This window comes from Halovenus marina, assembly GCF_051414115.1.
In the GTDB taxonomy this organism is placed as follows: domain Archaea; phylum Halobacteriota; class Halobacteria; order Halobacteriales; family Haloarculaceae; genus Halovenus; species Halovenus marina.
Map to the genome: position 1 here is coordinate 2,658,181 of NZ_JBLKNZ010000001.1, position 13,306 is coordinate 2,671,486.

General features: G+C 64.7%; 15 protein-coding genes. 8 read left to right on the forward strand and 7 right to left on the reverse strand.

What is annotated here, in order from left to right; translation table 11 throughout:
- Position 1 precedes the first annotated feature (1 nt).
- The 3 genes from ACMGFL_RS13565 to ACMGFL_RS13575 are packed head-to-tail and all read left to right on the forward strand — an operon-like array spanning position 2 to position 1,015.
- Positions 2-394: a metal-dependent transcriptional regulator gene (locus ACMGFL_RS13565; RefSeq protein ID WP_436936069.1), complete on the forward strand. Its 393-nt coding sequence runs from the start codon at positions 2-4 to the stop codon at positions 392-394.
- A 53-nt stretch (positions 395-447) separates the two neighbouring features.
- The gene (locus ACMGFL_RS13570; protein WP_436936070.1) at positions 448-615 is read left to right on the forward strand and encodes a hypothetical protein; all 168 of its coding nucleotides are present in this window, start codon (positions 448-450) and stop codon (positions 613-615) included.
- Positions 616-652: 37 nt separating this feature from the next.
- Positions 653-1,015: an amphi-Trp domain-containing protein gene (locus ACMGFL_RS13575; RefSeq protein WP_436936457.1), complete on the forward strand. Its 363-nt coding sequence runs from the start codon at positions 653-655 to the stop codon at positions 1,013-1,015.
- 50 nt (positions 1,016-1,065) lie between these two features.
- Here ACMGFL_RS13575 and dpsA read toward each other — a convergent pair whose 3' ends face one another.
- From dpsA to ACMGFL_RS13590, 3 genes are all read right to left on the reverse strand, one after another.
- The gene (gene dpsA / locus ACMGFL_RS13580) at positions 1,066-1,611 is read right to left on the reverse strand and encodes a DNA starvation/stationary phase protection protein DpsA (RefSeq protein ID WP_436936071.1); all 546 of its coding nucleotides are present in this window, start codon (positions 1,609-1,611) and stop codon (positions 1,066-1,068) included.
- A 95-nt stretch (positions 1,612-1,706) separates the two neighbouring features.
- Complete coding sequence (locus ACMGFL_RS13585) at positions 1,707-3,443, reverse strand: excinuclease ABC subunit C (protein WP_436936072.1); 1,737 nt, start codon at positions 3,441-3,443, stop codon at positions 1,707-1,709.
- Positions 3,444-3,476: 33 nt separating this feature from the next.
- The gene (locus ACMGFL_RS13590) at positions 3,477-4,103 is read right to left on the reverse strand and encodes a hypothetical protein (RefSeq protein ID WP_436936073.1); all 627 of its coding nucleotides are present in this window, start codon (positions 4,101-4,103) and stop codon (positions 3,477-3,479) included.
- Positions 4,104-4,270: 167 nt separating this feature from the next.
- Here ACMGFL_RS13590 and ACMGFL_RS13595 point away from each other — a divergent pair, with 167 nt between their 5' ends.
- The 3 genes from ACMGFL_RS13595 (at position 4,271) to ACMGFL_RS13605 (ending at position 6,394) form a co-directional block, all read left to right on the forward strand.
- Entirely contained in the window at positions 4,271-4,537 is a 267-nt protein-coding gene (locus ACMGFL_RS13595) for a DUF7967 family protein (protein ID WP_436936074.1), read from the forward strand.
- A 100-nt stretch (positions 4,538-4,637) separates the two neighbouring features.
- The gene (locus ACMGFL_RS13600; RefSeq protein ID WP_436936075.1) at positions 4,638-5,546 is read left to right on the forward strand and encodes an ABC transporter ATP-binding protein; all 909 of its coding nucleotides are present in this window, start codon (positions 4,638-4,640) and stop codon (positions 5,544-5,546) included.
- On the forward strand, positions 5,543-6,394 hold the full coding sequence (locus ACMGFL_RS13605; protein ID WP_436936076.1) for an ABC transporter permease: 852 nt from the start codon (positions 5,543-5,545) through the stop codon (positions 6,392-6,394). The genes ACMGFL_RS13600 and ACMGFL_RS13605 overlap by 4 nt, the downstream gene beginning before the upstream one ends.
- A gap of 25 nt (positions 6,395-6,419) precedes the next feature.
- Here ACMGFL_RS13605 and ligA read toward each other — a convergent pair whose 3' ends face one another.
- Entirely contained in the window at positions 6,420-8,504 is a 2,085-nt protein-coding gene (gene ligA, locus ACMGFL_RS13610) for an NAD-dependent DNA ligase LigA (RefSeq protein ID WP_436936077.1), read from the reverse strand.
- 240 nt (positions 8,505-8,744) lie between these two features.
- On the opposite strand from ligA, the gene ACMGFL_RS13615 reads away from it, so the two are divergent.
- Positions 8,745-9,476, forward strand: coding sequence for a DUF5518 domain-containing protein (locus ACMGFL_RS13615; protein WP_436936078.1), 732 nt, complete (start codon positions 8,745-8,747; stop codon positions 9,474-9,476).
- Positions 9,477-9,526: 50 nt separating this feature from the next.
- Here ACMGFL_RS13615 and ACMGFL_RS13620 read toward each other — a convergent pair whose 3' ends face one another.
- The 3 genes from ACMGFL_RS13620 to rimI all read right to left on the reverse strand — a co-directional run bounded on the left by ACMGFL_RS13620 (position 9,527) and on the right by rimI (position 12,473).
- Positions 9,527-10,630, reverse strand: a complete 1,104-nt coding sequence (locus ACMGFL_RS13620; protein ID WP_436936079.1) for a pyridoxal-phosphate-dependent aminotransferase family protein — start codon at positions 10,628-10,630, stop codon at positions 9,527-9,529.
- Positions 10,631-10,732: 102 nt separating this feature from the next.
- Positions 10,733-11,965 carry an MFS transporter gene (locus ACMGFL_RS13625; RefSeq protein ID WP_436936080.1) on the reverse strand — a complete coding sequence of 411 codons (1,233 nt, stop codon included), beginning with the start codon at positions 11,963-11,965 and terminating at the stop codon, positions 10,733-10,735.
- Between the two features lie 43 nt (positions 11,966-12,008).
- Positions 12,009-12,473, reverse strand: a complete 465-nt coding sequence (gene rimI, locus ACMGFL_RS13630; RefSeq protein WP_436936081.1) for a ribosomal protein S18-alanine N-acetyltransferase — start codon at positions 12,471-12,473, stop codon at positions 12,009-12,011.
- A gap of 299 nt (positions 12,474-12,772) precedes the next feature.
- Between rimI and ACMGFL_RS13635 the strand changes: the two genes are divergently transcribed.
- Complete coding sequence (locus ACMGFL_RS13635) at positions 12,773-13,303, forward strand: 2'-5' RNA ligase family protein (protein WP_436936082.1); 531 nt, start codon at positions 12,773-12,775, stop codon at positions 13,301-13,303.
- Positions 13,304-13,306: the final 3 nt, after the last annotated feature.

Sequence of the window (13,306 nt, forward strand, 5' to 3'; positions counted from 1 at the left end):
GATGACACAGACTGCACAGTACCTGCTCACGCTGTACATCGCGGAGCATCAGTTGTCACCGCCGATTCCGACCGGTCAGATCGCAGAGATGCTGGGCCGGTCTGCGTCGACAGTGACGGAGACCATCCAGCGTCTCGACGACGAAGGCCTTGTGGCGTATGAACCCTACAAGGGGGCGACGCTGACCGACTCGGGGCGACGACGGGCGGCGGAGCTACACGAGACTTACGTCGCGCTCTCGTGGTTTTTCCGGGAGGTGCTCGACTTGGAGACGTACGAACGAGAGGCGATGGAGATGGCCGACCTCGTGAGTCCCTCGGTCGCCGACCGGCTCGTGAACCTGCTCGTCGAGGACGGCGAGGCGAACGGACAGCCTGCCGTCACGCTCCAGTGACACCCGAGCCGCAACCGCATCATTTTTCTTTTAGGCATGCCTAAAGAGCCGTGATGATCGCCGACGCGCAGTCACGCACTGACAGCCACGCTGGCTTCGAGTCGGGGGAGCGCCCGCAAATAACCATCTGCGAAAGCTGTCCCGACAGGTTCGTCTTCATCGAGGCTGAAAATACGGACGGATGGATAGCGAGTGACCACACCGTCGATATCAGACAATAATCCCATGACAGACACGAACGACGCTCCTGACGCCGAACTGGCAGACACGGACGACACGCCTGAGACCGAACTGGCAGACACGAACGACGCTGACGACGAAGACACTCCTGACACTGAATCGTCGTCCGAACCCGACCGAACCACGATCCGGACTGGACGGAACTTCGAGGAGGAGTATCGTCTCAGCGCAGATGTGGTGGGAGCGTTTCTCGTCGACCTGGGCGAACAGCTACAGGACAGCGACGACCTGCGGCTCGTCACCGACGAGTGGGAACTACCCTTTGCCTTCGGTGAACCGGTCGAACTCGAAATCGAGTACGAAGGGGTCGACGAACCGGAACTCGAAATCGAACTCCAGATTCCGGGACGAACGGACGAGACGGCCCCCGACGTCGAATGAGTCGGTAGTAACAGAGAACGCGACGCCAGCGCTGCCCATTCAGACGCCGATCAGTGAGTCGCGGAGTCGAGAACGAGCGTGTCGTCTTCGAGGTAGTGCTCGACGTGGTGGGTGTGTTCTTCGAGCGTTTCGAGCTGTTCACGGAGCATCTGGGCCGTCGCGTGGTCGCCGAGCCCCTCGGCGAGTTCGATGTGCTCGCGGTAACTCTCGATGATATCGCCCATCATGTCCAGGTCGTTCGCGAGTGACGTCCGAACGTCGTAGACGTCCTCGTCTTCCGGTTCGACCGTTGCGTTCTCCGCGAGCGTCGTCATGCTCGCGTGGGGGACGCCACCGAGCGCCTGCAGTCGCTCTGCGAGTTCGTCGGCGGCGGCCTCAACGTCCTCGTAGACCTCCTGCAGGAACACGTGGATGTCGAGGAATTCTGCGCCCTCGACGTTCCAGTGGTGCTTGTGAAGCTGATGGTAGAGTGCGTACGCGTTCGCGAGGTCGGCGTTCAGCGCGTCGACGATCTGTTCGGCCTTCTCGGTGTCGAGCCTGAGCGCGTTCTCCTCGACTGTGCCCGCTTGCTGACGGGTTTCCTTCTGGGTGCTCATTACAGTTCAACGTAGTACCGCTGACCACTTATAATTTATCAATATGAAAATATTTTTCGCGTCACCTAAAAATCCGGTCGGGGTCAGCGAGGTAGTCACGAGAGATTGGTGTCGATGCGCTCGGCGGTCTGTTCGCCAACGCCAGGGACGGCGCGGAGTTCCTCGCGCGAGGCGTTTCGCACGCCAGAGACGCTGCCAAAGCGCCCGAGCAGGTGCTTTCGTGTCTCCGGGCCGACACCGGGGATCGAATCCAGGGGCGTCGACACCTCGTCGCGAACCGTCTCGTGATAGGTCCGAGCGAAGCGGTGGGCCTCGTCACGCACTCGCTGGAGCAGGTGGAGGTGAGTGGCGTCGGACGGCCAGTCGTGGATGCCATCCGCGGCGATGACACGCTCCTCGGCTTTCGCGAGCGCCACCACGGGTACCTCCCACCCGACCGCCGAGAGCGCGTCGGTGGCCGCCTCTCGCTGGCCCTCGCCGCCGTCGATGAGTAGCAGGTCGGGCGCGGGACGGTCGTCACGGCCTGCGACTGCGCGCTCGGCGCGCCAGCGAACCAGTTCGCGCATGCTCTCGTAGTCGTCGTTGCGGTCGGAGAGGCGCTTGCGCCGGTAGCCGGACTTCTCGGGGTCGCCGTCGACGAAGCAGACGTTGCTTCCGACCGTCGCCCGCCCCTGTGCGTGACTCACGTCGAAGCCCTCGATGCGGTCGGCGGACTCCAGACCGAGTTCCGCCGCGAGCGCGCCCATCGGGTCGTCCGCGGGGGTCGCTCGACTCGCGTTTTTCAGTGCGAGGTCGACCAGCGTCGCCTCCCTGCCGGTGCCGGGCACGCGCAGGTCCACCCCGACGGTCTCGAGCCACGTCTCGAGCGTCTCGCCTGCGGGCCGGTCCGAGCAGAGGAGCACGTCCGGGCGCTCCCGGTCGGCGTAGTATTGTGGAATAAAGGCCCCGAGCACCTGTTCGGGGTCGTCGGTGTTGTCGGGCGCGTCGAGCGTGTGGCGCTCCCGGTCGAGCAGCTGTCCGCCCTCCGCGTGCAACACGGCGACGGTCGGCGTCTCGGCCAGCGAGACGCCAAGCACGTCCGTTCGGCGGCGCTCACCCTCGGCGTCGTGAACCGCGGCGTCGCCGCTCTCGTGGAGGCGCTCGACGGCGTCGAGCATGTCCCGGCAGTTCGCTGCGCGCTCGTACTCCTGGGACTGGGCGGCCGCCTCCATCTCGCGCCGAAGCGGGTCGGCGAGAATGCCCGTCTCTCCGCGGAAGAATCGCTCGACAGCCTCCACGTCGCCGAGATAGGACTCGCGGTCGATCTCTTCTGTGCAGGGGGCCGAGCAGATGCCGATGTCGTAGTCCAGACACGGCCTGTCACGGTTTGCGTACTTGTGGTCGGAACAGCCTCGCAGCCCGTACACCGACCGAACGGCCTTCACGACCGTTTCGAGCAGCCCCTTGTCGGTGAACGGGCCGAAGGCCGTCGCGCCGTCCTCGGGCGAGCGAGTGATCTGGATGCGTGGGACGGGATGGGCCGAGAGCGCGACGAGCGGGTAGGACTTGTCGTCTTTCAGTCGAACGTTGTACCTCGGTTGGTGGCGCTTGATGAGGTTGGCTTCGAGCAACAGCGCCTGCGATTCGGTGTCGGTGACGGCGGTTTCGATGTCCTCGGCGCGAGCGACCATCCGCCGGATGCGCTCGCTTCGCGGGTCGGCGTAGGAGCGAACGCGGTCGCGCAGGTCAACCGCCTTGCCGACGTAGAGAACGGCGTCCCCGTCGAGAAACTGGTAGACGCCCGGGTCCCGGGGCAGGTCGCCTGCACGTTCCCTGACCGCATCGTCGTCCATCGGACGACAGTTGGTCGTCGACGCGTTTGAGTCTCACGGGAGATGGTCGCCGAGCAGACCCTCAGACCCCGCCGAACGATCCACGTCGTCCGGGAAGATGGCGGCTTCGAGGCGACTGCGGGCGGCCGCGACGTTCTCGGGGCGGGGAAGGCGGATGTCGTCGGTGTCACCGGCGGTAGTGATGAGCAGCGTCGGGTCACGGCCCAGCCAGTAGACGCCAAACAGCGCGACAGCGAAAAGCAGCGCGAGCGCGCCGAGCAGGCGCATCATCTCGTCGAGTTGCGCGACGATATCGAGCATACTGCGGGTGGTCTGGATGACGCTGCCCAGCCCCGTCCCGGTGCTCGTCTGCCCATCGATTGCGGCGTCACCCAGAATCGACTCGAAGTCGACGGCGTAGCCGACGGCGACGAGCAGGAGTCCGATGGCACCGGTGCTGATCACCCGCGAGAGCAGCGAATCGTTCGCGCTCGCGCTCGCCTCAACGCCGGTGACGTTCGGCCGGTCGACCTGCTGGAAGTTCTCGCCGTCCAGGTCTGGCGTGAAGGCGATCACGCGATGGCTCGTGACGACGACTTGTGCGCTGTCGAGTTCCAGACTGTCGCGGACGGACTCGCCGTCGTACAGCAACTCGTCGACACGCGCTTGCCACCCCGACATACACGGGGGTAGATGGGGGGAGACAAAGAGTGCTCCGGCCAACTCGGTCCCGTCGCGGTCCACGGTGACTCCTTCGGGGAAGACAAACAGGGTCGAGTGACGAACACACAGACGTGCGACGGGATCCGTCCCGGAGGATACATGAGGAGCGCTCTACAACGAAGGGTATGACTGCGGACACCGAGCGGGTCTGGCTGGTCAGGCGGAGTTACGGCGCAGACGAGGACCTGGTCACGCTCGTCTACGCCACGCCCGACGGACGGAGACAGCTGAAAAAACAGCTTTCACACAACATGCTCTACGGGACGGAGATAACGGCCGCACGCGACGTACCCGTAGACAGACTCGAATCGGTCCCCGACGACGAGCAAGACGAGTTCGCAGACGAAGCCAGTCGGATGGCCGAACGTCACGACCCAGACGAGGCAGTGTAGCCACGACACGGCGTCCACCATTCGAGATCAAGTCCATCGTTTCACGCACAGAGACAGCCAGATCGGATTTTTTAACACCCGCCCATATGTCATAGCTGACATGACTGCGATCGAACTCGATGGGCTGACGAAGGAGTACGGCCCCGTCACCGCACTCGACGGGGTCGACCTCGAAGTCGAGGAAGGCGAGATATTCGGCTTTCTCGGGCCGAACGGGGCGGGCAAGTCGACGACGATCGACATCCTGCTCGATTTCTCCCGGCCGACTGACGGAAGCGCACGGGTGTTCGGGCTAGACGCACAGGGGGACTCACTCGCAGTGCGAAAGCGAACCGGCGTCCTCCCGGAGGGGTATCACGTCTACGACCGGTTGACGGGTCGACAGCACCTCGAATTCGTCGTCGACTCGAAAGGCGTCAACGAGGACCCGGGCCAACTCGCCGCGCGGGTCGGAATCGAGGACGCGATAGACCGCAAGGCAGGGGGCTACTCGAAGGGGATGAAACAGCGACTCACGCTCGCGATGGCACTTGTCGGTGACCCCGACCTGCTCATTCTCGACGAGCCATCGACGGGCCTCGACCCATCGGGGGCCCGCGAGATCAGAGAGATCATCCGCGAGGAGAGCGATCGAGGGACGACGGTGTTTTTCTCCTCGCACGTGCTGAGTCAGGTCGAAGCAGTCTGTGACCGTGTCGGGATTCTCCGGGCGGGGAAACTCATCGCCGTCGACACCGTCTCGGGGCTGCGCGAAGCCGCTGGGACGAAGACGCAACTGCGAGTGACCGCCGCGGAACTGCCCGAGTCCGCCGTCGATGCGGTACGAGCGCTCGATGACGTGACCTCGGCAACAGTCGAGGGGACCGAACTCGTCGTCAGCGTCGGTGACGGGTCGAAAACGCGCGTGCTCGATGCGCTCGAATCGGCGGGCGTGACGGTCACGGACTTCAGCACCGAGGAGTCCTCGCTCGAAGACATCTTCATCAGCTACACGGAGGGTGACCGATGAGCTGGCGCGTCATCGCAAAGAAGGACTTTCAGGACGCGGTCCGCTCGCGGGCGTTTCTCGCCATCTCCGGGCTCTTCCTGCTGTTGATCGTCGGGATGACGGCGCTGTTTGGCGTAGTCGAGGAGATCAGCGGCGAGGACCCGACCGCACTCGATCTGGTCTTTTTCATCGCGAGTTCGCTCGGTCTCTTCGTCTCTATCGTGGCAATCGTCGTCTGTTATCGGGCGATAGCGGGCGAGCGCGAGTCGGGGAGCATCAAGCTGTTGCTCGCGCTCCCACACACCCGGCGTGACGTCGTGCTCGGGAAACTCGTGGGTCGAACCGCCGTGATCGCCGTCCCGGTCGTCGTGTCGCTCGTCATCGGTCTCGTCGCTGGCGGTCTCATGCTCGGCGACATCGCGCCGGTCGCGACGATACTGTTCTGTCTCGTCGCGTTGCTGTTTGCGCTGACGTACGTGAGCATCATGGTCGGGTTCTCGGCGGTCAGCGAGTCGACGACGCGCGCCGCCGCGCTCTCGATTGGCTTTTTCATCGTCGTCGAGTTTCTCTGGGACGTCGTCGTGCTCGGACTCGCGTACGTGGCAAACGACTTCTCGTTCCCGCAGACGACAGCCGACTTCCCCGCGTGGATCTTTCCGGTCAGTCAGCTCCAGCCGAGTACGGCGTTCGTGAACGCGCTGGTCGCCGTGATGCCGGATCCGCCAGACATCAACGGCGGCACCGGCCCCGGCGCGGAGGAGTTCGACGCGTTCTTCGCGACGCCGTGGCTCGCCTTCGTCGCGCTGGCGTTCTGGATCCTCATCTCGGTCGCCCTCGGCTACCGGCGCTTCCAGCGGGCCGACCTCTAGCGCGGTCGGCCACAGCAACGCGCGGCTACCGGAGTCCACGCTCGTCGAGCAGGGCGAGAAAGTCCGTCTCGTCGAGTGTCGTGACGCCGTGTTCGTCCGCATCCGATCGCTTTCGCTGACCGGGGTTCTCACCGACGACGAGATAGTCAGTGTTGCCGGAGACGCTCGACGTGGCGCTGCCGCCGTGTCGTTCGACCAATTCCTGTGCCTCGGTTCGGGTGAACGAGTCCAGTGACCCGGTGAACACGAACGTCTCGCCGTCGAGTTCGTCGCCGCCGGTCGCCTCGGCGGCCTGTGGGTCGACGTGGTCGAGCAGTCGGTCGAGCGCCCGGACGAGGTCGTCGGCATCGAAAAAGCCGCGGATGGAGGCGGCGACCGTCGGCCCGACGTCGGGGACCGACTGCAGTTCCGTCTCGCTCGCCGACCGCACCGCCTCGAAGGTGCCGAAATGTTCGGAGAGTTGTCGCGCCGTCGTCGCACCCACGTCCGGGATGCCGAGCGCGGTCAGGAAGTCAGCCAGCGGCGGGTCGCGCGTCGCGTCGAGTTCGTCGACGAGCTTTCGGGCGCTCCGTTCGCCCCACCCCTCCAGTTCGGCCAGGTCGTCGACGGTCAACTCGTACAGGTCTGCGAGTTCCGTGACCAGTCCCGCATCGAGCAGTTGCTGGACGCGCTGTTCACCAAGCCCCTCGATGTCGAGTGCCTCACGGCTGGCGTAGTGCTGGATGGTCTCTGCAAGCTGTGCCGGACAGGAGAGACCGGCCGGACAGAACGCGAGCGGGCCGTCCCGTTCGATGGGCGTCCCACAGACCGGACAGGTCTCGGGGAACGAATACGGCGTTTCGGCGTTCGCGTCGACGACTTCAGCGACGTCGGGGATGACATCGCCAGCACGTTTGACGCGAACCGTGTCGCCGACACCGACCGATAGCCGCGCTATCTCCTCGGGGTTGTGCAGGCTCGCCCGCGAGACGGTGACACCGCCGACTTCGACTGGGTCGAGCAGGGCAACCGGCGTGAGCCGTCCAGTCCGGCCGACCTGCACGACGATATCCCGTACTGTCGTCTCGCCGCTGCGCGCGGGGAACTTGTAGGCGAAGGCCCACCGCGGGGCGCGTGCGGTGTGTCCGAGCAGGTCACAGGCCTCGCGGTCGTCGAGCGTGATGACAGCACCGTCGATTTCGTAGTCGAACGCCTCGCGCCCGTCGAGCAGTCGGTCGCGGTACGCGATGGCCTCCTCGATGTCCGTGACGCGTTCGACCCGGTCGGTGACGCGAAGTCCCCAGTCGGGAAACAGGTCGTAGATGTCCGAGTTGGCGTCGAGAAAGCGGTCGCCGCCGTCGAGCAGTGAGAAAAAGAAGATATCGAGCGGGCGCTCGGCGACAACAGAGGGGTCGAGTTGACGGAGCGTCCCTGCGGCGGCGTTTCGCGGGTTCGCAAACGGTTCCTCGTCCCGCTCGACGCGCTCGCGGTTGTACGCCTGAAACGCCTCGCGGGGCATGTACACCTCGCCCCGGACAGCGAGAAAGTCGGGATGGTCGCCACGAAGGCGCTGTGGGACGCTCGGAATCGTCCGCACCTGCTCGGTCACGTCGTCACCCTGCTCGCCGTCGCCGCGGGTGGCCGCCCGCTCGTAGACGCCGTCCTCGTAGACCACTTCGACGGAGAGCCCGTCGAATTTCGGCTCACAGAGGTACTCGACAGGGCCGTCGTAGCCCGCATCGGCAAGGTTACGCCGGACGCGCTCGTCGAAGGCCCGCACCTCGCCAGCCTCACCGCTCTGGTCGAGCGAGCGCATCGGCGCGACGTGCTCGACCGTTTCGAGTTCGTCGACCGGTTCGCCGCCGACGCGCTGGGTTGGGCTATCGGTTCGATCGAGGTCGAACGTCTCCTCAAGCCGTTCGAGTCGCGTAAAGAGTGCGTCGTAGGTGCGGTCGTCGATCACGGGGTCGGCTTTCACGTAGTAGCGGTGGTCGTGATATCGGATCGCCTCGCGCAGTCGCTCGGCCTGCTCGCGGGCCACAGACTCGTCGAGACCGTCGACCGACTCGAAGTCCGTGTCCGGATTCCAGACGTAGGGGTTGTCCGCAGAGACCTGCTCGGAGGAGTCCATCGGCGGAGAGTTTGCGCCCGCGGATAAAAATCCCGGCGGAGTGGCCGGGACTGTGGCGGGTGCGCTCGGCGGTGCCGGGAGCGTGGCGGAGCGCGATACACGGGGGACGGCGCAAGATATCCAAACTATCAAAACTAGCAGAGAGATACAAAATGATGGCGTGTGAGAGCCGTTCAGCGCAAGTATCGGTCGCTACGGACGTACCATTAAGGTCGCCCCGAGAGATGAACAATCGAGAACATGTCCACGTCAGACGACGTCGAAAACGAGAGCGAATCGACACGCGAGTTCGGCCGTCCGCTCCCCGAGTTCGTCGACTGGCTCGCCGCGGCCGTCATCGCGCTTGGCGGACTGGCACTGCTCGTCGGCGGGAGTGTGCTGACCTTCGTCGTGGATCGGGACCTGATCGAGGAGGAGATCGAAGCCGGGCGGATCACGGTGGTCGTCTTCGAGCGGGAACTGTCCGAACCGGAGATGCTCTCGTTCACGCTGGATGTCGTCAACTGGACCGGGATCGGCCTGCTGATAAGCGGCGTCGGACTCGTCGCGTTCGCGGTCTGGTACGTGATCGCCCGCCGTCGCGCACACAGTCAGGCCCCAGAAGGGGAATCGGCCGGGACGTTCCTTTCGAACGCGGTCCTCGGAGCCGTCACGACGACGGTGCTGTTTTTCGTCCCGTTCTCGCCGATCATCGGCGGCGGCGTGACCGGCTATCTCGAAGGCCAGCGGTCGAACCGGGCGATAAGCGCCGCCGGACTCGCCGGAGTGCTAGCGATGGCCCCCGTCCTGATTCTGCTCGTCTGTCTCGGCATCGGTCTCTACACGGGACTGGCTGGCGTCGGAGACGCGGGATACGGGCTGTTGACCGCCGCAGTCATGCTGTTCGTGACGTTGTTCGTCGCTGCCTACGGTGCCGGTGTCAGCGCACTCGGCGGATTCATCGGGACGCGGATCCTCCGAGATGGGCTGTGACTCAAGCTCGTGTGAATCAGTAGCGGCGCGGTGAACTGGGCGTGTCCGAGTTACAACCCGGCGACGTCCTCGATGGCGTCGGTGAGCGCCTCGATGCTCTCGACGTCGTGTTCGCCCATGTGACCGATGCGGAACGACTCCTCGGAGAGGTCACCGTAGCCGCTGGAAAAGACCATGTCGTACTGTTCGTTGACCTGTTCGACGGTGTCGGCAACGTCGATACCGCGGGTGTTCTCGACGCAGGTGACCGTCTGGGACTCGTAGCCTTCCTCGGGGAAGAGACCGAAGTGCTCGCGCGCCCAGTCACGGGTGTACTCGGCCATCTCCTGGTGGCGCTGGTCGCGCTCGTGGTGGCCTTCGTCGAGCATGTGTTTCATCTGCGTGCGGTAGGCGAGCATCACTGGGATGGCTGGCGTTGAGTGGGTCTGCCCCTTGCGGTCGTAGTAATCGAGACAGCGCTGGAAGCCGCCGTACCACGACGACGACTCGGAGGCGAGTTCGCGCTCGTAGGCCGCCTCGCTGACCGTACAGACGGCGAGTCCGGGCGGCATCGCGAAGGCCTTCTGGGTGGAGGTGAAGATGGCGTCGATGTTGTGCGCCTCGATGTCGATGTAGTCGCCACCCAGACAGGAGATAGCGTCGACGACGAAGTAGGTGTCCGGGTACTCGCCGAGCAGGTCGCCGATCTCCTCGACCGGGTTGCGGACGCCGGTCGAGGTTTCGTTCATCACGACGCCGACCGCGTCGTAGTCGTCGGCTTCGAGCGCATCGCGGATGTCGTCGGGCTTGACGGCCTCGCCCCAGTCGTACTCGATCCGGTCGACCGTTTTACCGAGTCGGTCAGCGACGTTGGCCTGGCGTTCGCTGAACGCGCCCGAGGTGGGCACGAGCATCTTCTCGTCGACGAGGTTGAGCGTCGTCGCTTCCCAGAACTCGGTGCCGGAGGCCGTCAGAACGATCACGTCCTGCTCGGTGTCGAGAAACTCCTTGGTGTCCTCGACGATGGTCGTATAGAGGTCGGTCATCCGGTCCATGCGGTGGCCGAACATCGGTTGGGCCATCGCGTCGATGACGTCCTCACGAACCTCGGTCGGGCCGGGCAGATACAGCGTCTTGTCGGGGTAGTCGTCGGTGTACTCCTGTTTTTTGGTCACACGGGGTCACCTTCGTACGCCGTACTGAGACGGGAGGGAGTATGGGAGTTTTGATACACGTCTTCCGGCCGCGTGGACGGTCGGCCGAACGACGAAGGCGGTTCAACGAGCGGAGTCCGACCCGTCGCGCCACGGCGTGACGGGTACGTCGAGTCGAAAGAGCACGGGGACGGCGACGATGGCGATCAACACCTCGGCGAGGCCGACGGCGAGAAAGGCCGTCTCGAATCCGGCGGTCGCCGCGAGCGTCGCACCGCCGACGATGCCCGAGAGAAAGCCGAGGCTTCCGGCGACGTTGAACCCGCCCATGGCCGCGCCGCGCTCGCTCTCCTCGGCCAGATCGGTCACCAGCGCCATCGTCGCGGGTGCGACCAGGGCACCGGTCACGCCGACGAGGGCCATCGTCGCTGCGACGGTCGAAACGGTGGGTGCATACACGACTGCGACGATGACGACGCCGTAGGCGGCAGAGCCAGCGGCGACGGGCAGCACGCGCCCGATGCGGTCCGAGAGCCGACCCAGCGGGTACTGTAGCAGCGCGAAGGGGACGAAAAATGCCCCGAGCAACAGCCCCGTCTGAGCCTCACCGAGGCCGAACGCCGTCTGGAAGTAGACGGTACCCACGAGGGCAAAAAAGCCAGCGGTGAGGCGGTCGACGAAGCCGAAGGCAAAGGGGACCGCGAGCGAGGGGCGAGCGGAGAGTCCGGACAGCGCGGCCCGGAGGCTCCGGCCGTGGTCGGGGGTTCGGTCGGTCGCGAGAGCCGCGAGCACCCCCGCGGCGAACAGGACGATACTCGCACCGTACAGCGGGGCGAGCGCGCCGAGTCCGTACAGCTGACCACCGATTGGTGCACCGAGCGCTGTGCCGAAACCGATCGCGAGTCCAGCCGCGCCCATGTTGCGGCCGTGTCCACCACTCAGATCCATCAGGGTCGTGATCGCGAGCGAGAACGCACCGATCGTGGCCGCGCCCTGCAGAAAGCGAACGATGAGGACGACCTCGTAGGGGTACGCTTCGAGCGCGGGGAGGAGTGCAAGCACGAGATAGCCAGCCCCGCCGACGGCAGCCCCGGCGACGATGAGCGGGACCCGCCGACCGACGGCGTCGCTGAGTGCGCCCCACAGTCCCGCAAAGAGGACGAAGCCGAGGAACTCGGCGGTCAGAAACCACTTGCCCGCAGAGAGGATCGTATCGACATCGCCGCCCCAGCCCGCAGGCGTCGCGCCGAGCGCATCGACGAGCGCCGGGATCCCCGGATAGAGAAGCACCTGTCCGAACAGGACGGCAAAGACCACACTCGCGAGCACGAGCCTGTCGCGGTCGGTCGCGTTCACTGTCGGGGTGTTCGGCCCGAATCCAAAAGCGCGTGTCGGTTCGTCAAAGCGAGCGGACGAAAATCAGCGCGTCCTCGTCGTCGTCGTAGTACTCGGGGACTGTCCGGCGATAGGAGAAGCCGTGCTCACGATACAGGTGCTGTGCCTGGTCGTTGGTCTCCCTGACTTCGAGTTTCACCGAGCGAGCGCCCTGCCCGTCGAGGACGGAGAACGCCCGCGTGAGCAGGTGTGAAGCGATCCCCTCGCGGCGGCAGTCGGGATGGACGGCCAGATCCTTGACGTGGCCGAGCGCGCGGCCGTGTGCGGTCACCGTATCCGCGACCACGTAGCCAAGCAGCGAGGACCCCTCTGCGACGAGAAATCCCGGTTCACCGAGATAGCGCTCGAATGCGCCGAATGGCCACGGCTGTGGGAACACCGCACGCTCGATGCGATGCACCGCGAGCAGGTCCGCCCGCTCTGCCTGTCGGATGCGCCGCGACCGATGCGACTGCGAGGCCGTCGTCACGCTCGAACGTACGGTCCGGGAGCACAAAAATGGTGTCAGGACCAGATGGAAACTCGCATTCGAGTACCCCTGTAGCAGAAGGGTTTTAATGCCCCCGGTCATACTTGGTGATGCACCCATTTTGGGTGCCACCCCCCCCCCCCCCACCCCCACCGTCCGTGTTTCGCACGTGCGAAACACACTTTTTGCAGTACAAAATGACAATAGTCGTCCGTAGTCGCCGCTAGATCAACGAGGCTGTCGAGCGGTGCCAAGACGACACAGAAACTGTTTTTGTGAGCGCCTGCGGGGATAGCGGTGTGACAACGATCATCGGACCGACACTCCCTGAGCCGTATTTCGGCAGAGTTGAATCGATCTGGGACGAGTTAGTCGCCGAGTTCGGCATCGAACGCTACGTCAACCCGTTCCCACACTTCACGCTGTACGCGCTGGACGATGCTGTCGATATCCCAGCGGTCAAAGCCGCCGTCGAGGAGGGTGTGAGAGATCACGCGCCCTGCACTGTACACACGGATGGACTCGGAATCTTCCCCGGAAACCACGTCTGGCTTCCGGTCGCGAAGTCTCCGCAACTCACGGCGCTCCACGAGGATGTCGTCCAAGCGGTGGCGGATCTGGGATCGGCGCCAGTGCCGTTCTACGAACCCAGTCGCTGGTTTCCACACGTCGGGCTCGCCCTCAACGTCGACGACAAGTTAGCCGGAGAAATTGTCTCGTTCCTGCTTGAGTGCGACCTCGAATGGGACGTTACCGTCGACACTATCGCGATCACTCGACCGCCGACTGCGGGTGCAGAACACGAAATCGTCGCAACCGTCGATCTTTGACAG

Bases quoted from the DNA above. Each gene is read 5' to 3' on its own strand.
- ACMGFL_RS13565 (WP_436936069.1), top strand. From the start codon at position 2: ATGACACAGACTGCACAGTACCTGCTCACGCTGTACATCGCGGAGCAT.
- ACMGFL_RS13570 (WP_436936070.1), top strand. From the start codon at position 448: ATGATCGCCGACGCGCAGTCACGCACTGACAGCCACGCTGGCTTCGAG.
- dpsA (WP_436936071.1), bottom strand. From the start codon at position 1,611: ATGAGCACCCAGAAGGAAACCCGTCAGCAAGCGGGCACAGTCGAGGAG.
- ACMGFL_RS13585 (WP_436936072.1), bottom strand. From the start codon at position 3,443: ATGGACGACGATGCGGTCAGGGAACGTGCAGGCGACCTGCCCCGGGAC.
- ACMGFL_RS13590 (WP_436936073.1), bottom strand. From the start codon at position 4,103: ATGTCGGGGTGGCAAGCGCGTGTCGACGAGTTGCTGTACGACGGCGAG.
- ACMGFL_RS13595 (WP_436936074.1), top strand. From the start codon at position 4,271: ATGACTGCGGACACCGAGCGGGTCTGGCTGGTCAGGCGGAGTTACGGC.
- ACMGFL_RS13600 (WP_436936075.1), top strand. From the start codon at position 4,638: ATGACTGCGATCGAACTCGATGGGCTGACGAAGGAGTACGGCCCCGTC.
- ACMGFL_RS13605 (WP_436936076.1), top strand. From the start codon at position 5,543: ATGAGCTGGCGCGTCATCGCAAAGAAGGACTTTCAGGACGCGGTCCGC.
- ligA (WP_436936077.1), bottom strand. From the start codon at position 8,504: ATGGACTCCTCCGAGCAGGTCTCTGCGGACAACCCCTACGTCTGGAAT.
- ACMGFL_RS13615 (WP_436936078.1), top strand. From the start codon at position 8,745: ATGTCCACGTCAGACGACGTCGAAAACGAGAGCGAATCGACACGCGAG.